We start from the raw sequence: 18,075 nt of genomic DNA, 5'->3' as shown, positions 1-18,075 counted from the left end.
CATGCTGCCAGCGGTCCGCCCGTCACGACAGGCCGAATCTGCGCGCCTGTGGATAACTCACCTTCCCCCCTCGAACGAACGGGACGCTCGTTCGATCTGACGCAACGAGCGTCCCGTTCGTCCGGAAGGGAGCGGCGGGAGGAGGAAAGGGAGCGGCGGGAGGAGGAAGGGGGAGGTCAGCCGAGGACCGCCGCGGACAGTTCGCGGACGTGGTCGGCGTCGCGGCAGGAGACGAGGAGCATGGTGACGCCGGCGTCGGCCCAGCGTTTGACGTCGGCGCGGACTTCGTCGACGTTGCCGATGATCATGGTCTCGGTGACCATCTCGTCGGGGACGACGGCGGCCGCTTCGTCTTTGCGGCCGGCGCGGAAGAGACGCCCGATTTCCTCGACCTGCTCGCCGTAGCCCATGCGGGTGTAGACCTGGGCGTGGAAGTTCAGTTCGGGGGCACCCATGCCGCCGACGTACAGGGCGGTGATCGGTTTGAGTCCGGCGATGGCGGCGGCGCGGTCGTCGGTGACGATCACCTGACAGGTGGCCGCGACTTCGAAGTCTTCGCGGCTGCGACGGGCGCCGGTGCGGGCGAAACCCTCGTCGAGCCATTCGTTGTACATGGGTGCGAGGCGCGGCGAGTAGTAGATGGCGAGCCAGCCGTCGGCGATCTCGGCGGTGAGCGCGACGTTCTTCGGACCTTCGGCGCCGAGCCAGATGGGGATGTCGGCACGCAACGGGTGGGTGATCGGCTTGAGCGGTTTCCCGAGTCCGGTGCTGCCGGGCCCGGTGTAGGGCAGCGGGAAGTGCGGGCCGTCGCTGGTGACGGGTTCCTCCCGCGACAGGACTTTCCGGATGATGGAGACGTATTCGCGGGTGCGGGCGAGCGGCTTCGTGAACGGCTGCCCGTACCACCCTTCGACGACCTGCGGCCCGGACACGCCGAGCCCGAGGATCGCCCGGCCGCCGCTGAGGTGGTCGAGGGTGAGTGCGTGCATGGCGGTGCTGGTGGGTGTGCGCGCGGAGATCTGCACGACGGACGTGCCCAGACGGACGCGTTCGGTGCTCGAACCCCACCAGGCGAGGGGGGTGAAGGCGTCGGATCCCCACGATTCGGCGGCGAAGACGGCGTCGAATCCCTCGGCTTCGGCCGCGGCGATCAACTCCGGGACATTCGCCGGCGGCTGTGCGCCCCAGTATCCCAGTTGCAACCCGAGCTTCATCGTGTGCCTCCGCATCGACCGTCGTCAGAAGTGACCCTTGCCACAAACACTAGAACCTGTTCTACTCGAAGTTGTGAGCATGGGAAAGAGCGCGGTGGCCGAAAAATTCTCGAACGAACCGTTGAGCGCCCCGCTGAAACTTCAATTCGACTACACCCGATCGGTGGGTCCGACCATCGGAGCCTTCGTGACCGCGCTGCGCGACCGCAAGGTCATCGGCGCCCGCGGCTCGGACGGACGCGTCTACGTGCCACCGCCCGAATTCGACCCGAACACCGCCGAACCTCTCACCGACTTCGTCGGGGTCTCCGACGCCGGGACCGTGGTGAGCTGGACGTGGATGCCGGAACCGATTGCCGGACAGCCACTCACCACGCCGTTCGCGTGGGCGCTGATCACGCTGGACGGCGCCGACACGTCACTGGTGCATGCTGTGGACGTCGGCTCCCCCGCCGCAATGAGCACGGGTATGCGGGTTCGGGCACGGTGGGCGCAGGAGCGGGTCGGGCGCATCCAGGACATCGTGTGCTTCGAGCCCGGGGAGTCGACCGGCGAAGCCGGACCGTCTGCGGAGTCGGAACCGGTCACGATGGTCACGACGCCGATCGATCTCGACTACATGCACTCCGCCTCCGCCGAGGAGAGCTACTACCTCCGAGGGTTGAAGGCGGGCAAGCTGATCGGTGGTCGCACCGGGCCGGACGGCAAGGTGTACATCCCGCCGCGCAGCGCCAACCCCACCGACGGCATCCCGACGAAGGAGCAGGTGGAACTGCCGGACAGGGGCATCGTCACCACGTTCTGCATCGTGAACGTCCCGTTCCTCGGACAGCGGATCAAGCCGCCGTACGTCGCCGCCTACGTGCTGCTCGACGGCGCGGACATCGCGTTCCTGCATCTGATCCTCGACTGCGACGCCGCCGACGTGCGGATGGGCATGCGCGTGGAGGCCAAGTGGAAGCCGCGCGAGGAGTGGGGTTACACCCTCGAGAACATCGAGTACTTCAGGCCGACGGGTGAGCCCGACGCCGAGTACGACACCTACAAACACCACCTGTAAGGGCGCGGCACAATGACAGATATCGCAGTCGTCGGGTTCGCGCACGCACCTCACGTGCGCGAGACCACCGGCACCACCAACGGCGTCGAGATGCTGGTTCCCTGCTTCCAGCAGCTGTACGAGGAGCTCGGAATCACCAAGTCCGACATCGGTTTCTGGTGTTCGGGATCGTCGGACTACCTGGCCGGCCGTTCGTTCTCCTTCATCTCCGCTGTCGACTCGATCGGTGCGGTGCCGCCGATCAACGAGTCGCACGTCGAGATGGATGCGGCGTGGGCGTTCTACGAGGCCTGGATCAAGATCATGACCGGCGAGGTCGACACCGCCCTCGTCTACGGCTTCGGGAAGTCGTCGGCGGGCAACCTCCGCAAGATCCTGTCGATGCAACTCGACCCCTACCTGGTCACCCCGCTCGCGCTCGACTCCGTGTCGCTGGCCGGACTGCAGGCCCGCCTCGGACTCGATGCCGGGAAGTGGACGGCCGAGGAGATGGCGGCCGTGGCCGCACGTAGCCGGGCCGCCGCGGAGAGCAATCCGAATACCCAGTTGTCGGGGCACGTCGACATCAACGCGCTGCTCGCCAGCCCGTTCGTCGCGGACCCGTTGCGTGCCCATGACTGCGCACCGATCACGGACGGCGCCGCCGCTGTCGTGCTCGCCGCGGGCGATCGTGCCCGTGAGCTGTGCGAGCGGCCTGCGTGGATCACCGGGATCGAGCATCGGATCGATTCCCCGAACTTCGGCGCCCGCGACCTGACGGTCTCGCCGTCGACGACGGCGTCCGCCCGCGCTGCGACCGGAGGGGATGTCGGCGGAATCGACGTGGCCGAACTGCACGGGCCGTTCACCCATCAGGAATTGATCCTCCGCGAGGCCATCGGACTGTCCGATGCGACGGCGATCAACCCGTCGGGCGGCCCGCTGAGCGGGAATCCGATGTTCTCGGCGGGTCTGGAACGCATAGGTTACGCAGCCAAGGCCATCATGGACGGCAACGCCGGGCGCACGCTGGCGCATGCTACGAGTGGTGCTGTGCTGCAACAGAATCTGGTCGCAGTCTTGGAGGGACGCAACTGATGGCGAATCAATTGGCCGCGGTGCTCGGCACCGGTCAGACGCATTACGTGGCGAAGCGGCACGACGTGTCCATGGCGGGGCTGGTTCGCGAGGCGATCGACCGTGCGATGGACGACGCCCGAGTGGGCTGGGACGACATCGACGCGGTCGTGATCGGGAAGGCCCCCGACCTCTTCGAGGGGTCGATGATGCCGGAGCTCGCGATGTCGGATGCGCTGGGCGCCAACGGCAAACCACTCCTGCGTGTGCACACCGCAGGCTCGGTCGGCGGTTCGACCGCGGTGGTGGCGTCGAGCCTCGTGAAGTCGGGGGTGCACAAGCGGGTGCTGACGGTGGCGTGGGAGAAGCAGTCCGAGTCGAACGCCATGTGGGCGCTGTCCACCCCCATTCCGTTCCACATGCCGGTCGGCGCTGGCGCGGGCGGCTACTTCGCCCCGCACGTCCGCTCGTACATCCGGCGGTCGGGCGCACCCGATCACATCGGCGCGATGGTGGCGGTGAAGGACCGGCTGAACGGCAGCCTCAACCCGTACGCCCACCTCAAGCAACCCGACATCACGCTCGAATCCGTACAGGCCTCGCAGATGCTGTGGGATCCCATCCGCTACGACGAGACGTGTCCGTCATCGGACGGCGCCTGCGCGATGGTGATCGGCAACGAGGAGGCGGCCGAGCAGGTCATTGCGGACGGTCGTGAGGTGGCCTGGATCCACGCCACCGCGATGCGCACCGAGCCCACCACGTTCGCGGGACGAGACCAGGTGAATCCGCAGGCCGGCCGGGACGCCGCGGCCGCGCTGTGGAAGGCCGCGGGCATCAAGGACCCGCTCGACGAGATCGACGTGGCCGAAATCTACGTCCCCTTCTCCTGGTTCGAACCGATGTGGCTCGAGAATCTGGGCTTCGTCTCCGAGGGTGAGGGCTGGAAACTCACCGAGGCGGGCGAGACCGCGATCGGCGGCCGGCTTCCGCTCAACGCGTCCGGCGGCGTCCTGTCGTCCAATCCCATCGGCGCCTCGGGCATGATCCGGTTCGCCGAGTCGGCGATGCAGGTCATGCACCGCGCCGGCGACCATCAGGTGAAGGACGCGCGCAAGGCACTCGGCCACGCCTACGGCGGCGGTTCGCAGTACTTCTCGATGTGGGTGGTCGGTTCCGACCGGCCGAACAATTAGGAGCGGGACATCACCATGAAGTTCACCGTCGGCATCGCCATGAATCCCCTCGACCAACTGCCTGCTCTGGCGAAAACAGCCGAGGAGTGCGGGTTCTCGTCCATCGCCCTCCCTGACTCACTGTTCTTCATGGAGAAGCAGAGCGCCGACTACCCGTACACACCGGACGGCTCGCGGATGTGGAACGAGGAAACCCCGTGGGTGGATCCGCTGATCGCGGCGGCCGCCATGGGCGCGGTGACGTCGAAGATCGAGTTCTACACCCAGGTCCTCAAACTGGGATCCCGCAACCCGGTACTCCTCGCCCGCCAGGTGGGTTCCGTCGCCAACCTCATCGGCAACCGTTTCGGGTTCGGCGTCGGGATCGGCTGGGCACCGGAGGAGTTCGAATGGTGCGGCGTGCCGTACAAGAAGCGCGGTGCGCGCGTCGACGAGATGATCGACGTCATCAAGCTGATCCTCGGCGGCGGCATGGTCGAGTACCACGGCGAATTCTTCGACTTCGACCGGCTACAGATGAGCCCGGCGCCGACGAAGCCGGTGCCGTTCTACGTCGGCGGACACACCGACGTCGCGCTGCGACGCGCCGCCCGGGTGGGCGACGGCTGGACGTCCGCGATGATCAAGTTCGACGATCTCGTTCAGGTCATCGCGCGATTGCGGGAACTCCGGGAGGAGTATGGCCGAGCCGATCTGCCCTACGAGATCCAGACCGTGTGCATCGACCGATTCGGCAAGGACGGCTACGCCGAATTGGCGGACGCCGGAGTGACCGACACGATCGTCGTCCCGTGGGTTTTCGACGGCATCGGCTTCGACGGACCGCTCGAGGCCAAGCAGGACTCGTTGCGCAAGTTCGCCGACCAGTACATCGGATAGGGGTGTGGACATGACGACGACGGACCATCCCGCCCGCCTCGCCGGGCAGGCGTCCCGCGAGGCGGCCAGCGGCAGGCGCAAGGACGAGTGGCTGGCCCTGTTCGCCGAGGAAGCGGTTGTCGAAGACCCGGTCGGCCCTTCGGGTTTCGACCCGGAAGGCAAGGGTCACCGCGGCCTCGACGCGATCTCCCGGTTCTACGACATGACGATCGCGACCACCGAATCGCTCGAGTTCCTCATCACCGACTCACTGGTGTGCGGGAATGAGAACGTGAACATCGGGACCATCCGGTCCACGGTGGCGGGATCGCAGATCGACGCCGAGGGCGTGTTCATCTACCGCGTGAACGAGGACGGCAAGATCACGTCCCTGCGGGCCTTCTGGGAGGTCGAGCGGGCGATGAAGACACTGCGCAAGACCTGAACGCCCCCAATCACGTGCCGGCGTCGTCGATGTGCCGGACGAAGAGGATCGCGTCGAGTTCGCCGAGGCCCGCGGGGTCCAGCGGGAAGTACGTGGAGTTGCCCGACGGGTCGGCACGCTTCTCCACGTCTCCGATCCTGCGGGCCACCGGCGCGGCCGGCACGAGACAGCTCTCCCCCACGGCGAACAGCCGGCCCTCGACGGTGTCGGGTGGCGGCGTCCCGATGCCGTGGCCGGGCGCCTCCCCGACGGCCCCACCGATGACCGTGTAGGCATCGCCGAGCCGCAGGCCCAGGTGGGCACCGGCGCACCACCAGTGCAGATGCAGTCCGGCGAGATCCCAGTGGGTTTGCCCTTTCGACAGATGGCCGTTGTGAGCGAAGACGAATGTCGGGCCTCGGTCGGCCTCCCGCTGCACCAGCGCGGACAGGTTGTCCGCCATGAGGGTGTCGCGGATTCCCAGGAGCCTTGTGATGCGGCGTGGAGAGTTCTCCGCCATTCCTGCGTGATAGCTGAGCAGGCGGGTGGCGACGCGACCGTGAAGCTCGGCCTCCCACAATTCGTCCCGCGTGCCTTCGGCGACGAGGTGAGGCGCCTGCGACGCGAGTAGCGTCATCAGGTCGTCGGCGATGAGACGCAACTCGGCGGCCTCGGGGGTGGCGCCGACGGCCTGGGTCGGGTCCATGGCGACGGCCGGGTTGCTCCAGCGGTCGTCGTCGCCGATCAGTGCGGAGATCCGGTCCGGAGCGCAGGGCAGATCCTGCTCGTCGAGGTGGGTCCGCAGGTAGGTGTCGAGGAAGGTCAGGGCCTGCCTCGGGCTGTCCGCGGACGTCATCTCGATGGGGCCGTCGAATCCGAAGAACCTTAGTTGCTCGCCCGGATCGTGCCGACGGTTGTATTCGGCCATCCATCCGACCAGGTCGCGGTTCGCCCTGGACTCACCGAAGCCGTGACTGAAACCGTGCTCCATGACGTCGTCGAGCGGCAGGTGGTCCGCACCCCGCACGAACGAGTCGACGAGTATCCCTTTCAAGCAACTGCTTTCGATCGCGATGGAGCGATAGCCCTCGTGTTCGACGAGGAACCGGAACATCTGATTGCGGAGCTGCAGAAAACTCTCCTCCCCGTGCATGGGCTCGCCGAACCCGAGGAGGCGGGGCGCAGGGTCCAGGCGACGGAGGAATGCGCCGAGGGCAGCGGTGACGGTCGGGTCTCCCGGCTCCGAGAACGCGGCGCCCGCCTCTTCGACGACGGACCGCACAGTCATGGTGGCTCCCGCTTTCCCTCGGACACCACGCCGGCGAAAGAGAACAGCGGCGTCGGAGAGGATGAGGGTGCCCTCCGACGCCGCTGAATCAGGGGGTCAGTGTCTGACCGGGCAACCGCCTGACGCAGTCTTGTAATCGACCTGAAACTCCTTGATACCGTTGAGCCAGCCCGAGCGCAACCGCCGCGGATCTCCCAGCTTACTGATATCGGGCAGGTGATCCGCAATCGCATTGAAGATCAGATCGATCTCGAGTCGCGCCAGGTTGGCGCCGAGGCAGAAGTGGGCGCCAGTCCCGCCGAATCCGACGTGCGGGTTGTTCTCCCGCATGATGTCGAACTTCTCCGGGTTCTCGAACGCATCCTCGTCGAAGTTCGCGGAGCCGTACAGCATTACGACTCGCTGGCCCTTCTTGATCTGCACTCCGCCGAGTTCGGTGTCTTCCAGTGCGGTGCGCTGGAACGAGTTGACCGGGGTCGCCCACCGGACGATCTCGTCCGCCGTCGTCTTGGGGCGCTCCTTCTTGTAGAGCTCCCACTGATCGGGATGGTCCAGGAACGCCATCATGCCGTGTGTGATGGCATTGCGGGTGGTCTCGTTGCCGGCGACCGCCAGCAGGATCACGAAGAAACCGAATTCCTCGGGAGACAGCTCATTTCCATCGATGTCCGCTTCGATCAGCGTCGTGACGATGTCGTCGGCGGGGCACTTCTTGCGCTCGTCCGCCATCTGGTACGCGTAGCCGAGGATCTCCATCGACGCGGCCTGCGGGTCGATGTCCAGTTCGGGGTCGTCGTAGCCCGTCATCTGGTTGGACCAGTCGAAGACCTTCAGGCGATCCTCCTGCGGCACACCGAGCAGTTCGGCGATCGCCTGCAGCGGAAGTTCACACGCCACCTGGGTGACGAAGTCGCCGGCCCCCGATTCGGCGGCCTCCTTCACGATCTTCTCGGCGCGTTCGGTGAGTTCTTCGCGCAGGCTGTTGATCGCGCGGGGCGTGAAGCCGCGGGAGACGAGTTTGCGGAGCTTAGTGTGCTCGGGAGCGTCCTTGTTGATGAGGATGAAGCGCTGCATCTCGATGTTCTCGCGCGGAATGTCGTCGGCGAAGCGCACGATCGCGGTGTTCTCGTGTGTGGAGAAGACGTCGCTGCGCCGCGACACCTCCTTGACGTCCTCGAGCTTGCTGACGACCCAGTAGCCGTCGTCGTGGAAGCCACCGATCTCCGGCGGCTGCGGGTTCCACCAGATCGGGGCAGTCTTCCGCAGTTCGGCGAATTCCTGATAGGGGATGCGCTCTGCGTAGATGTCCGGGTCGGTGAAGTCGAAACCCTCTGGAAGATTGGGCTGCGCCACTGCTGTCTCCTGCCCTAAGCCATACACCACTCCGTGATGTGGAACACGTTCTACTAGCATTGAAGCACAAGCCGGGCGACTAGCAAAGGAAAGCTCATTCAGACCTTGCCCGGATAGCAGAACCTGTTCTATTTTCTGAGGACAAGGAAAGGAGCCCACCGTGGGCACACCAGTAATCGTCGAGGCAGTACGCACCCCGATCGGAAAGCGCGGTGGCTGGCTGTCCGGATTGCACGCCGCCGAGATCCTCGGCACCGCTCAGCGGGGCATCCTCGACCGCTCCGGCATCGACCCCGAACTGGTGGAGCAGGTCATCGGTGGTTGCGTCACCCAGGCCGGTGCGCAGTCGAACAACATCACCCGGACCGCGTGGCTGCACGCCGGACTGCCCTGGCAGGTCGGCGCCACCACGATCGACTGCCAGTGCGGATCCGCCCAGCAGGCCAACCACCTCATCGCCGGTCTGATCGCCACCGACGCGATCGATGTCGGAATCGCCTGCGGTATCGAAGCGATGAGCCAGGTGCCGCTCGGCGCGAACGTCGGCGACAACGCCGGACCACGCAGGCCCGCCGACTGGGACATCGACATGCCCAACCAGTTCGAGGCCGCCGAGCGCATCGCCCGTCGCCGCGGAATCACCCGCGCCGACGTCGAGGCGCTCGGAGTCCGCTCGCAGGCACGCGCCAAGCAGGCCTGGGACGAAGGGCGTTTCGACCGGGAAGTGCTGCAGGTGACCGCACCCGTCGTCGACAAGGACGGTAACCTCACCGGTGAGACCCGGGTCGTGACGCGCGATCAGGGTCTGCGCGACACCACCGCGGAGTCGCTCGCCAAGCTGAAGCCCGTACTCGAGGGCGGCATCCACACGGCGGGCACGTCCTCGCAGATCTCCGACGGCGCCGCCGCCGTCATGCTGATGGACGAGGCCAGGGCGCGCGCCCTCGGTCTGAAGCCCCGGGCCCGCATCATCTCCCAGGCGCTCGTCGGCTCCGAACCCGAATTCCACCTCGACGGACCCGTCCAGGCCACGGCGCGCGTCCTCGAACGCAGCGGCATGAAGATCGGCGACCTCGACCTGTTCGAGGTGAACGAGGCGTTCGCGTCGGTGCTGCTGTCGTGGGCATCGGTGCACGAGCCCGACATGGACAGGGTCAACGTCAACGGCGGCGCGCTCGCACTCGGACACCCAGTGGGCAGCACCGGTTCTCGACTCATCACCACCGCGCTGCACGAACTCGAGCGCACCGACGGGTCGACGGCACTGATCACGATGTGTGCCGGCGGCGCGCTCGCCACCGGCACCATCATCGAGCGGATCTAGGATCTGCCGATGAATGCACCCGCCCCCGCCCGACCGCCCGGCCTCGACTCGAAGTGGACGGTCTCCTTCATCAAGTGGATGTCGAAGATCAACGTCGTGCTGTACCGGCGGACGGGCGGGCGACTGGGCAGCAAGTGGCGGGTGGGTAGCGCCTTCCCCCGCGGGTTGCCCGTCTGCCTGCTCACCACCACTGGACGGAAGAGCGGCGAGCCGAGAATCAGCCCGCTGCTGTTCCTCGAGGACGGCGACCGCATCATCCTCGTCGCCTCGCAGGGTGGCCTCCCGAAGCACCCGATGTGGTATCTCAACCTGCGGGCGAACCCCGAGGTGACCGTCCAGGTGAAGTCGCGGGTCCGGCCGATGTCCGCCCACGTGGCGGACCCCGAGGAACGTGCGCGCCTGTGGCCGCGGCTCGTCGCCATGTATCCGGATTTCGACAACTACCAGGCCTGGACCGACCGCACGATTCCCGTCGTGGTCTGCACTCCTCGATAGCGTTTGTATGTACCGCCGAGTAACGGGTGCCATGTCGGGGGACTTCTTGCAGTATTGACGCGTACGGACTTGTACGACGGCCGAGGGCGAGGAATTGCAGACATGAGTACACAGGTTCAAGATCGGATACACGACCGTCGAGAGCTCACCGCGGTCCTGCTGCGTGCGCTCGAGCAGCGTCACGAGGTGCTCGACGCCATCGTCGACAGCGAGGATCACGCCGAGGCCCTCACCACCGTCGCCGGGCTCCTCGACACCTCCGAGGCGTACGCGGAAGCCGTCCTCAACCTGACGTTCCGCCGCCTCACCAAGGTCGAACGGCTTCGCATCCAGACGGAACTGAAGGACCTCGACGCCACCCTCGAGTGGACGTCGACGGACCGGCCGGCGAGCACGGGGCGGAACTTCCGCCTCCGTCCGTTCACCGAAACCGAGGAAGACGCCGAACTGTTCCGGCGCCGCTGCGGCGAGCAGGTCGACGACGCGGGCGCGCAGTGGTCCGCGGAGCGGGTCGAGAAGGAACGCACGGAAGGCCTGAGCCGTGTCGACGACGAGTCCGCCGCATGGTTCGTGTGTGAGGACACCGCGGAGAACACGGCCGTCGGCATGGTGTTCGGTGAACTGTCGGGACGCGAGGTCGACGTGGCCATCTGGATCGCCCCCGACGCCCGGAAGAAGGGCTACGGCACCGCGGCCGTGAAGCACAGCCGTCAGGAGCTTGCCGCGGAGTTCCCGGGAACGGTCCTGGTCGTCCGCGCTCCTGCCTGACCCGCACGTGAGTGGCGAAGCGTGCGGGAGCACACTTCGCCACTCACGTGCGGTGGTCGGGGTCGCGCTGTTTGGTGACGCCCTGAGCCCAGCGGTAGTCGGGCTTGCCGCTCGGTGTGCGCTGGACGGTGTCTTCCACCCACACCAGACGCGGGATTTTGTAGCCGGCCAGGCTTCGCCGCACGTGTTCCTCGAGTCCGGCGAAGTCGACGCCCCGACCGTCGCGCGCCTGCACGACCGCGGAGACCCGGTGCCCCCACCGTTCGTCGGGGACGCCGACCACGATGGCGTCGTAGACGTCGCGGTACGCCTTCACTGCGCTCTCGACCTCTTCGGCAAACACCTTCTCGCCGCCGGTGTTGATCACCATGTTGCCGCGGCCGAGCAGGGTGATCGATCCGTCGGCCTCGATCCGCGCGCGGTCGCCGGTGACGACGACGGGTCGCCCGTCGACCTCCCGGAAGATCTCCCGGGTCTTCTCCGGGTCGTTGTAGTAACCCAGCGGGACGTATCCGCCCTTCGCGAACCAGCCGTCCTTCCCGGACCCCGGCTCGACGGGAACGTCGTCCTCGTCGATCACCAGGGCGTACCGGCCAGGGGGCACCCGGGGTCCACCCACCTGCTTCTCCCCCTTCGTCGCGAAACCTATTCCGCCGAAGCCTGTTTCCGACGCGCCGATCGAATCGGACACCAGCAGTCCCGGGAACGCGTCGAGGAAGGCGTCCTTGATCACCGGTGAGAACAGCGCGGCCCCGGATGCCACGACACCCAGGCTCGACGTGTCGGTGCGCGACGGCTGATGCGCCTCGATCAGAGGCCTTCCCATCGCGTCGCCGGTGATGATGAGGATCTGCACCTTGTGCCGCTCGACGAGTTCCCACGTCCGGTCGGCGTCGAACTTCGATTCCAGCAGCACGGTGTTTCCGCTGAACAGCGCGGTGAACGTCGGCATCATCGCGGCCGCGTGGATCAGCGGCGGCAACGCGAACCACAGGGTCGGCTCACCCTGCGATCCCACCCGCGACTGCTGGTACTCGTCCTCGATCGCGTCACCGGTGTAGAAGTCGAGACCGCCCGCGAGGACGCGCCAGATCGCCTCGTGCGTCCACACGACACCCTTGGGACGTCCGGTGGTGCCGCCGGTGTACATGATGAACAGGTCTTCGGAGCTGCGTTCACCGAAGTCCCGGTCGCCGCTGCCGGACAGTGCCTCCTCGTACGGCACCGAGTCGCTGGGCACGCCGGCGCCGCCGAGATCGTCCTCGACGACAACGGTGTGCCGGATCCTCGGCAGCGAGGGCAGGACCTCCGCGATGCGCGGCGAGTAGATCCGATGATGGACCACGGCGTCGAGTTCCGCGTTGCCGTAGACGTAGGCGAGTTCGTCGCTGGTGTAGCGGTAGTTGATGTTGACCGGAACCGCACGAATCTTGTACGCCGCCAGCAACGTCTCCATGGTCTCGATGGAGTTGTGCAGGTGCACGCCGATGTGCGAGCCGGCGATCAGCCCGACCTCCAGGAAGTGGTGGGCCAGTCTGTTGGCGCGGTCCTCCAGTTCGCGGTAGGTGACGCGACGGGCGCCGCAGATCAGCGCCACCCGTTCCGGCATCGCGTCGACGGAATGCTCGAAGAGGTCTGCAAGGTTGTAGGCCACGGGGGCGTCCTCTCTCAGACGACTGTGAGTGGTAGGGGTATTCCTCGATCGGTGAACGCGAAGTCGGCTCCCGTGCTGAACCGGGTGAGCGCCACCTCGGGTGCCTCCTTGGCGGGCGGCTCTCCGATCACGATCTCCACGGTCAGCGCCGCATCCGTCTCCTCGACCACCTGCACCGCGAACCGCGGCGACACCCCGCGCACGAGCGCAGTCAACGGCCCGAGGTGCTCACCGTCGATCATGGACGGCCACGCCCCGTCCTCCCGGGCTCCGCAGTCCCGGCCGAGGGTCAGCAGCATGCGGTCGCCGAGGGTGATCGTGACGTCCACGTACTGACGGGGATTGAACGCCGGATGCACGGCGAGGACGACGGCGAGACCCTCGAGATCAGCGGGCAGCCCGAGCGCGTTCCGGATCCGTTCCGACGTGAGGCCGGCGATGCCGGTGAGTTGCTTGCGCGCGATGTCGAGTGCGGCTTCGGCATCGGTGCGGGCCCGCACCGCGAGCAGGAAACCGAGGGTCAGCAGGTGCTGCTGCAGGCACACCTCCTCCGCGATCCGGGTCAGAGCCGAATGGGAGAAGTCCGGGAACCGCAGATCGTCGAGGAGCGCGCCCGCGTAGTCGTGCTGTCCCGGCCCGCCGGTGTCGATCGGCGACAACTCGATCGTCGCCGCCCGCGACTCCCCCACCGTCACCAGCCCTTCCGGAATCGGAGGTGGCACGTTTGTGTCGTCAATGGTGACCGTCCAGAGGCAGTGCGGTGTCCGGTCCGCCGGCCTGCGGGGCGGACGGTGCACCGGACGCACCTGCGCGTGCGGGTTGGTGGCCAATGCGGTGGCGTCGAACGTCGGGTCCTCGATGTCGTGGCACATCGCCGTGACGTACTCGTCGCCCATCGGTTCGACGTCCATCAACGCCCCGCAGTGATCCAGCCAGAATTCGCCGTGATCGTGATCGGTGACGCGGTACCGGAAGTCCATGAACTGGGGCGGCGCACCGATGTCGAGTTGCAGACCCTTGAAGATCGTCACGACCCCGTCGCCCTCGAATCCCAGCGCGCGTTGCATCCGCCGCGTGTAGAGGGGGCTCGACGCCATCCACTCCTCGATCGCGACCTGCGTCATGCCCTCGCGACCGAACGCCCCGATCAGGTGCGGCATACCGGAGCGGTCGATGAGATGACCGCACAGGAGCAGTTCCGGAACGAGAATCGCGAGATCCTCGCGGGACAGATCGGCGAACGACGACGGAACCTTCACCGTACTCACCACAGCGGGACCGGGGCCTTGCCGACCGGATACCACCCCGGCAGCCGACCGGACGTCGCGCGCTGGATCCGCGCGTTCATGCCGTCGGACATCGCGTTGTTCGTGATCATCTCGAGGAACAGGCTCGAGACGTTGCCGAAGTCGAAGAAGTCACGCTGCCAGGACCATTGGAAGTTACCGCCGTACCGGAACCAGCTGCCGCCGATTCCGGTGACCTGATAGTGCGTGCCGTCGTCGCGGGTGCGTTCGGACACCTGCTTCCAGAATCCGATGACGTCGCCGCTGCGATCGTCGATGACGAACTGCTGGTACGGGTACTCCCAGCCCTCGAGCCCGTCCATTTCCTGGCCGAGCGCCAGGTCGCGGATCTCGTCCCGGCCGACGGCCATGAAGTCGTCCTTCGGCCCGTAGTTCCATCCGTACGTGGCGTCCTCGGTGTACATCTCGGCCAGCGGCTTCCAGTCGCCGAGCGATTCGCACCGCTTGTTCTCGTCCACCCAGCGCTGCACCATCTCGTCGAGCTCCGCACGATCGAACTGCACCATCAGCTATCTCCTTCAGAGTCGTCGTCCGCGAGGATCCGCAGGGCCTGGGTCGGGCAGAAACGCACGGCGCTCTCGACTTCGGCGCGCAGGTTCTCGGGTGGGTCGGTGTCGAGGATCTCGACCTTGCCGTGCTTCGGGACGACGAAGACATCGGGTGCCTCCATCTCGCACACGGCATGACCCTGACACAGGTCGAGATCGGCTTCGACTTTCATCACATGCTTCGCTTCCGGTACCTCACGGTGCACGGCTGCTGCAGCTGCACCACCATCTTGCTGTGATCGTTGCGGTACGTCTCGGAGGGTTGCGCCATCTCGAACTCCCAGTCCTGCAGGAGAATCGAGAATATCGCCTTCAACTGCATCAGGGCGAACGCGGCCCCGACGCAGCGGTGCCTGCCGGCGCCGAACGGAATCCACGTCCAGCGGTTGACGATGTCTTCCTGGTTGGGGTCGATGTAGCGTTCGGGATCGAACGTGTCCGGGTTCGGGAAGTCCTCCGCGATGCGGTTGGAGATCGCCGGTGTGGCCGCCACGAGGTCGTTCTCGGCGATCTGGTAGCCCCCGACTTCGAACTCGGCCCGCGCGACGCGCAACAGGATGATCAGCGGCGGGTGCATCCGGAGCGTCTCCTTCAGCACCGCTTCCAGTTTCGGGATCTGCCTGAGTGCCCCGAAGCTGATGTCGGAGCCGTCCGAATAGAGGTCGTCGAGTTCGGCGACCACCTGCTTGGCGTAGTCCGGGTGCCGCAGCAGCTCGATCAGGGTCCAGGCCGCGGTGCCGGACGTGGTGTGGTGCCCGGCGAACATCATCGAGATGAACATGCCGGTGATCTCGTCCGCCGTGAAGCGCTCGTTGCCGTCCTCGTCCTTGATCGAGACGAGCACGTCGAGCATGTCCCGATCCTCCTTGCCCTGAGGAGGGTTCTCGATGCGCCCGTTCATGATCTCCTGGACGAGTGCCACCAACTGCACCCTCGCCTCGTCCCGCCGGCGGAAGCTCTCGATCGGGGCGTAGGCGTCGACGTACGCGATGGGGTCGGTGCCCTGCTCGAGCTCGTGGTACAGGTGCGCGAACCGGCCGTCGAGCTGCTCCCGGAACTTCTTACCGATCAGACAGGCCGAGGACGTGTAGATGGTCAGCTCCGCGAAGAATTCGAGGAGGTCGATCTCCCCCTCGTCGCCCCACTGCGCCACCATGCGGTCGACCTCGTGGGCGATCGTCGCGGCGTGCCCCTTCATCTGCTCGCCGCGCAACGCCTGGTTGTGCAGCATTTCCTTGCGGCGCTCGGGGCTCGCGTCGAACACGACTCCCTCGCCGAAGATCGGCTTCATGAACGGGTAGGCGGCCTGCTGGTCGAGATCCTCGTCGGTGGAGCGGAAGAAGAATTCGTTGGCCTCGGCGCCGGACAGCAGCACCACCTTCTTGTCGGCGAGCTGGAAGACACCGACGTTGCCGCACTCCTCCCGGACACGGCGCATCAGCGCGATCGGGTCGGTGCGCAGTTCTTCGAGATGTCCGTGCTCGTGCTCACCGCCGGACACACGTTGCGGGGTAGCCGGGTTCATTCTCCATCCTTTCGTAGGGGCGCCTCGGGCTGCACCTCGATCAGCACCATGTGTGCGCCGCGGGGCGCACTGACGGCGGCGACGACGGCGTCCGCGATCGCGGAGGCGCGCAGGAAGTACGAGTGCCGGGCGAATCCCCACTTCGCCCAGTCTTCGAGGACGGGTCCGATGACCTCCTCGGTGGTGTTCATCCCCATGGACGTCTGCGTGGGTCCCGGACGCACGACCGACGCCCGGACGCCGGTGCCTTCCAGTTCCATTCGCATCTGCCGGCCCATCATCTCGACGCCGGCCTTCGCGGCGTTGTAGGCGCCCATCCGGGGCCGGGGGCTGTCGGCGCAATCGGATCCGATCAGGACGAAGTCTCCGCGCCTGCGTTCGATCATGCCGGGAAGGAGGCGGTGCGCGAGACGCTGCGCACCGACCAGGTGGACGTTGACCTGTCCCAGGAACTGGTCGGGGTCCATCTCGTGGGCGACGGAGAACTCCAGGTCGCCGGCCCCCGACAACGCGATCTCGGTGGGGCCGAGCGCCTTCTGCGCCGCCGTGACGAATTCGTCGACGGATGCGGTGTCGGTGACGTCGAGGTAGTGCGCGAACGCTTCTCCGCCGTTGCTGCGGATCTTCTCCGCGATCTCCTCGCATTCGGCCACCCGGCGGGCACCGAGCGCGACGGGGTGACCGGCCTCGGCCAGCGCATAGGCGGTCGCCGTGCCGATTCCCGACGACGCCCCGGCGACGATCGACGGGCGACGCTGCGGGTTGGGCTCGAACCTAGGCATCGCGGACCTGCACTTTCATGGGAAGGGTGGCGAAACCGCGCACGTTGGTCGAGTGGACGCGCACACTGTTCGCCTCGTCGATGTCGTAGTCGTCGATGCGGGAGACGAGTTCGGTGAGTGCGATCCGCGCTTCGAGCCGCGCCATGTGGGCGCCCAGGCAGAAGTGGGTGCCGCCGCCGAAGCTCGCGAGCTTGTTGGACGTGTCCCGGCCGATCCGGTATTCGTCGGCGTCCTCGAACACCGCCGAGTCGCGGTTCGCGGAGCCGATGAGGATCAGCACCTTGTCGCCTGCGGGAATCGTCCGGTCGTGGAAGTCCAGGTCGACGGACGCCGTTCGCGCGACCATCTGGCTGGACGTGTCGAAGCGCAGAGTCTCCTCCACCCACTCCGGCACCCGGCTCGCATCCTCGAACACGTGCCTGGCCTCGCCCGGATAGCGAAAACCCCAGTACAGTGCGTTGCCGAGAAGTTTGGTGGTGGTCTCGTTGCCCGCCACCACCATCAGGAACATGAACGCGATGATCTCGTCGTCGGTGAGCCGGTCGCCGTCGATCTCCGCTTCGAGCAGGGCAGACGTGAGGTCCTCGGTCGGCTTCCTGCGGCGCTCGGCCAGCATGTCGGCGTAGTAGCCGACGAGGTAGAGCGACGCCTCCATCGCGGCGTGGGGCACGTCGAGGACGCCCTCCTCGCGGTGCACCACCAGGTCGGCGAGCCGCCGGAGTTCGACGCGGTCGGCCTCCGGAACCCCCATCAGCTCCGAGATCACGTCCATCGGAAGCTTGCCGGCGAACTCGCCGATCCAGTCGAACTCACCCGCCGCGAGCGCCGGGTCGAGGTATTGCCGGGTCAGATCCAGGATCCGCCCCTCGAGTTCGTTCACCCGCCTCGGGGTGAAGCCGCGCGACACCAGCTGCCGCATCCGCATGTGCCGCGGATCGTCCAGCGCGAGAAAGGACATCGTCTTGTGGGCGTGCGGGCCGTAGGCCGCCGGGTCGAGCGACACCCCGTTCGCGCTCGACAGGCGCTGGTTGTCGCGGAACGCCGCGACGACGTCCTCGTGTCGGGACAACGCCCAGAAGTCGAGTTCCTCGTTGTAGTAGAGGGGTGCTTCTTCCCGCAGTCTTCGATACGTGACGTACGGATCTTCGTGGAAGCCATAGTCGTACGGGTTGAACGTCACCGGATTGTGTGACACCCCGGGCATCGAGGCTGCGGTCATGGCA

At 66.6% G+C, this 18,075-nt stretch carries 18 protein-coding genes; 8 read left to right on the top strand and 10 right to left on the bottom strand.

Annotation, left to right across the window (positions count from 1 at the left end; genetic code table 11):
- Positions 1–176 precede the first annotated feature (176 nt).
- Positions 177–1,214: an LLM class F420-dependent oxidoreductase gene (locus QM841_RS00550; RefSeq protein WP_283330546.1), complete on the bottom strand. Its 1,038-nt coding sequence runs from the start codon at positions 1,212–1,214 to the stop codon at positions 177–179.
- 79 nt (positions 1,215–1,293) lie between these two features.
- Here QM841_RS00550 and QM841_RS00545 point away from each other — a divergent pair, with 79 nt between their 5' ends.
- From QM841_RS00545 to QM841_RS00525, 5 genes are read left to right on the top strand one after another with little or no spacing between them, the layout of a single operon-like run.
- Positions 1,294–2,274, top strand: coding sequence for a Zn-ribbon domain-containing OB-fold protein (locus tag QM841_RS00545; RefSeq protein WP_283330953.1), 981 nt, complete (start codon positions 1,294–1,296; stop codon positions 2,272–2,274).
- Positions 2,275–2,286: 12 nt separating this feature from the next.
- Complete coding sequence (locus tag QM841_RS00540) at positions 2,287–3,351, top strand: thiolase family protein (RefSeq protein WP_005563778.1); 1,065 nt, start codon at positions 2,287–2,289, stop codon at positions 3,349–3,351.
- A complete protein-coding gene (locus QM841_RS00535) occupies positions 3,351–4,526 on the top strand; it encodes a thiolase family protein (protein WP_283330545.1) in 1,176 nt (391 codons plus the stop codon). Before QM841_RS00540 ends, QM841_RS00535 begins: the two co-directional genes overlap by 1 nt.
- 15 nt (positions 4,527–4,541) lie before the next feature.
- Positions 4,542–5,405 (top strand): TIGR03619 family F420-dependent LLM class oxidoreductase, encoded by an 864-nt coding sequence (locus QM841_RS00530; RefSeq protein WP_283330544.1) that lies wholly within the window; start codon positions 4,542–4,544, stop codon positions 5,403–5,405.
- A 10-nt stretch (positions 5,406–5,415) separates the two neighbouring features.
- Entirely contained in the window at positions 5,416–5,829 is a 414-nt protein-coding gene (locus QM841_RS00525) for a nuclear transport factor 2 family protein (RefSeq protein WP_283330543.1), read from the top strand.
- 10 nt (positions 5,830–5,839) lie between these two features.
- On the opposite strand, the gene QM841_RS00520 is transcribed toward QM841_RS00525, so the two are convergent.
- Both QM841_RS00520 and QM841_RS00515 read right to left on the bottom strand, forming a co-directional pair.
- Positions 5,840–7,096 carry an erythromycin esterase family protein gene (locus tag QM841_RS00520; protein ID WP_283330542.1) on the bottom strand — a complete coding sequence of 419 codons (1,257 nt, stop codon included), beginning with the start codon at positions 7,094–7,096 and terminating at the stop codon, positions 5,840–5,842.
- Positions 7,097–7,192: 96 nt separating this feature from the next.
- Positions 7,193–8,449: a cytochrome P450 gene (locus QM841_RS00515; protein ID WP_105412819.1), complete on the bottom strand. Its 1,257-nt coding sequence runs from the start codon at positions 8,447–8,449 to the stop codon at positions 7,193–7,195.
- A 160-nt stretch (positions 8,450–8,609) separates the two neighbouring features.
- Here QM841_RS00515 and QM841_RS00510 point away from each other — a divergent pair, with 160 nt between their 5' ends.
- From QM841_RS00510 to QM841_RS00500, 3 genes are all read left to right on the top strand, one after another.
- Positions 8,610–9,773: a steroid 3-ketoacyl-CoA thiolase gene (locus QM841_RS00510; RefSeq protein WP_283330541.1), complete on the top strand. Its 1,164-nt coding sequence runs from the start codon at positions 8,610–8,612 to the stop codon at positions 9,771–9,773.
- Between the two features lie 9 nt (positions 9,774–9,782).
- Positions 9,783–10,268 carry a nitroreductase family deazaflavin-dependent oxidoreductase gene (locus tag QM841_RS00505; protein WP_283330540.1) on the top strand — a complete coding sequence of 162 codons (486 nt, stop codon included), beginning with the start codon at positions 9,783–9,785 and terminating at the stop codon, positions 10,266–10,268.
- Positions 10,269–10,370: 102 nt separating this feature from the next.
- The gene (locus QM841_RS00500; protein ID WP_280778877.1) at positions 10,371–11,036 is read left to right on the top strand and encodes a GNAT family N-acetyltransferase; all 666 of its coding nucleotides are present in this window, start codon (positions 10,371–10,373) and stop codon (positions 11,034–11,036) included.
- A gap of 43 nt (positions 11,037–11,079) precedes the next feature.
- Here the strand turns inward: QM841_RS00500 and QM841_RS00495 are convergent, their stop codons facing one another.
- Genes QM841_RS00495 through QM841_RS00465 form a run of 7 tightly spaced genes read right to left on the bottom strand, consistent with a single transcriptional unit; the run spans position 11,080 to position 18,071 of the window.
- Complete coding sequence (locus QM841_RS00495) at positions 11,080–12,690, bottom strand: acyl-CoA synthetase (RefSeq protein WP_283330539.1); 1,611 nt, start codon at positions 12,688–12,690, stop codon at positions 11,080–11,082.
- 14 nt (positions 12,691–12,704) lie between these two features.
- Positions 12,705–13,961, bottom strand: a complete 1,257-nt coding sequence (locus QM841_RS00490; protein ID WP_283330538.1) for a hypothetical protein — start codon at positions 13,959–13,961, stop codon at positions 12,705–12,707.
- A complete protein-coding gene (locus QM841_RS00485; protein ID WP_037241646.1) occupies positions 13,955–14,503 on the bottom strand; it encodes a hypothetical protein in 549 nt (182 codons plus the stop codon). Before QM841_RS00485 ends, QM841_RS00490 begins: the two co-directional genes overlap by 7 nt.
- Positions 14,503–14,718: a ferredoxin gene (locus QM841_RS00480; RefSeq protein WP_005244574.1), complete on the bottom strand. Its 216-nt coding sequence runs from the start codon at positions 14,716–14,718 to the stop codon at positions 14,503–14,505. Before QM841_RS00480 ends, QM841_RS00485 begins: the two co-directional genes overlap by 1 nt.
- Positions 14,718–16,070, bottom strand: coding sequence for a lanosterol 14-alpha demethylase (gene cyp51, locus QM841_RS00475; protein ID WP_283330537.1), 1,353 nt, complete (start codon positions 16,068–16,070; stop codon positions 14,718–14,720). Before cyp51 ends, QM841_RS00480 begins: the two co-directional genes overlap by 1 nt.
- Positions 16,067–16,852: an SDR family oxidoreductase gene (locus QM841_RS00470; RefSeq protein ID WP_283330536.1), complete on the bottom strand. Its 786-nt coding sequence runs from the start codon at positions 16,850–16,852 to the stop codon at positions 16,067–16,069. The genes cyp51 and QM841_RS00470 overlap by 4 nt, the downstream gene beginning before the upstream one ends.
- On the bottom strand, positions 16,845–18,071 hold the full coding sequence (locus QM841_RS00465) for a cytochrome P450 (protein WP_037241653.1): 1,227 nt from the start codon (positions 18,069–18,071) through the stop codon (positions 16,845–16,847). Before QM841_RS00465 ends, QM841_RS00470 begins: the two co-directional genes overlap by 8 nt.
- Between the last annotated feature and the right edge of the window lie 4 nt (positions 18,072–18,075).

It is taken from the genome of Rhodococcus sp. IEGM 1307, from assembly GCF_030056915.1.
Classification (GTDB): domain Bacteria; phylum Actinomycetota; class Actinomycetes; order Mycobacteriales; family Mycobacteriaceae; genus Rhodococcus_F; species Rhodococcus_F opacus_D.
The sequence above is the reverse complement of the archived record's forward strand: the minus strand, read 5'-3'. Positions and strand labels throughout refer to the sequence as shown.

Coding starts and splice junctions, on each gene's coding strand:
- QM841_RS00505 (WP_283330540.1), top strand. CDS start 9,783: ATGAATGCACCCGCCCCCGCCCGACCGCCCGGCCTCGACTCGAAGTGG.
- QM841_RS00470 (WP_283330536.1), bottom strand. CDS start 16,852: ATGCCTAGGTTCGAGCCCAACCCGCAGCGTCGCCCGTCGATCGTCGCC.
- cyp51 (WP_283330537.1), bottom strand. CDS start 16,070: ATGAACCCGGCTACCCCGCAACGTGTGTCCGGCGGTGAGCACGAGCAC.
- QM841_RS00465 (WP_037241653.1), bottom strand. CDS start 18,071: ATGACCGCAGCCTCGATGCCCGGGGTGTCACACAATCCGGTGACGTTC.
- QM841_RS00525 (WP_283330543.1), top strand. CDS start 5,416: ATGACGACGACGGACCATCCCGCCCGCCTCGCCGGGCAGGCGTCCCGC.
- QM841_RS00480 (WP_005244574.1), bottom strand. CDS start 14,718: ATGAAAGTCGAAGCCGATCTCGACCTGTGTCAGGGTCATGCCGTGTGC.
- QM841_RS00485 (WP_037241646.1), bottom strand. CDS start 14,503: ATGGTGCAGTTCGATCGTGCGGAGCTCGACGAGATGGTGCAGCGCTGG.
- QM841_RS00550 (WP_283330546.1), bottom strand. CDS start 1,214: ATGAAGCTCGGGTTGCAACTGGGATACTGGGGCGCACAGCCGCCGGCG.
- QM841_RS00500 (WP_280778877.1), top strand. CDS start 10,371: ATGAGTACACAGGTTCAAGATCGGATACACGACCGTCGAGAGCTCACC.
- QM841_RS00540 (WP_005563778.1), top strand. CDS start 2,287: ATGACAGATATCGCAGTCGTCGGGTTCGCGCACGCACCTCACGTGCGC.
- QM841_RS00520 (WP_283330542.1), bottom strand. CDS start 7,096: ATGACTGTGCGGTCCGTCGTCGAAGAGGCGGGCGCCGCGTTCTCGGAG.
- QM841_RS00545 (WP_283330953.1), top strand. CDS start 1,294: ATGGGAAAGAGCGCGGTGGCCGAAAAATTCTCGAACGAACCGTTGAGC.
- QM841_RS00530 (WP_283330544.1), top strand. CDS start 4,542: ATGAAGTTCACCGTCGGCATCGCCATGAATCCCCTCGACCAACTGCCT.
- QM841_RS00535 (WP_283330545.1), top strand. CDS start 3,351: ATGGCGAATCAATTGGCCGCGGTGCTCGGCACCGGTCAGACGCATTAC.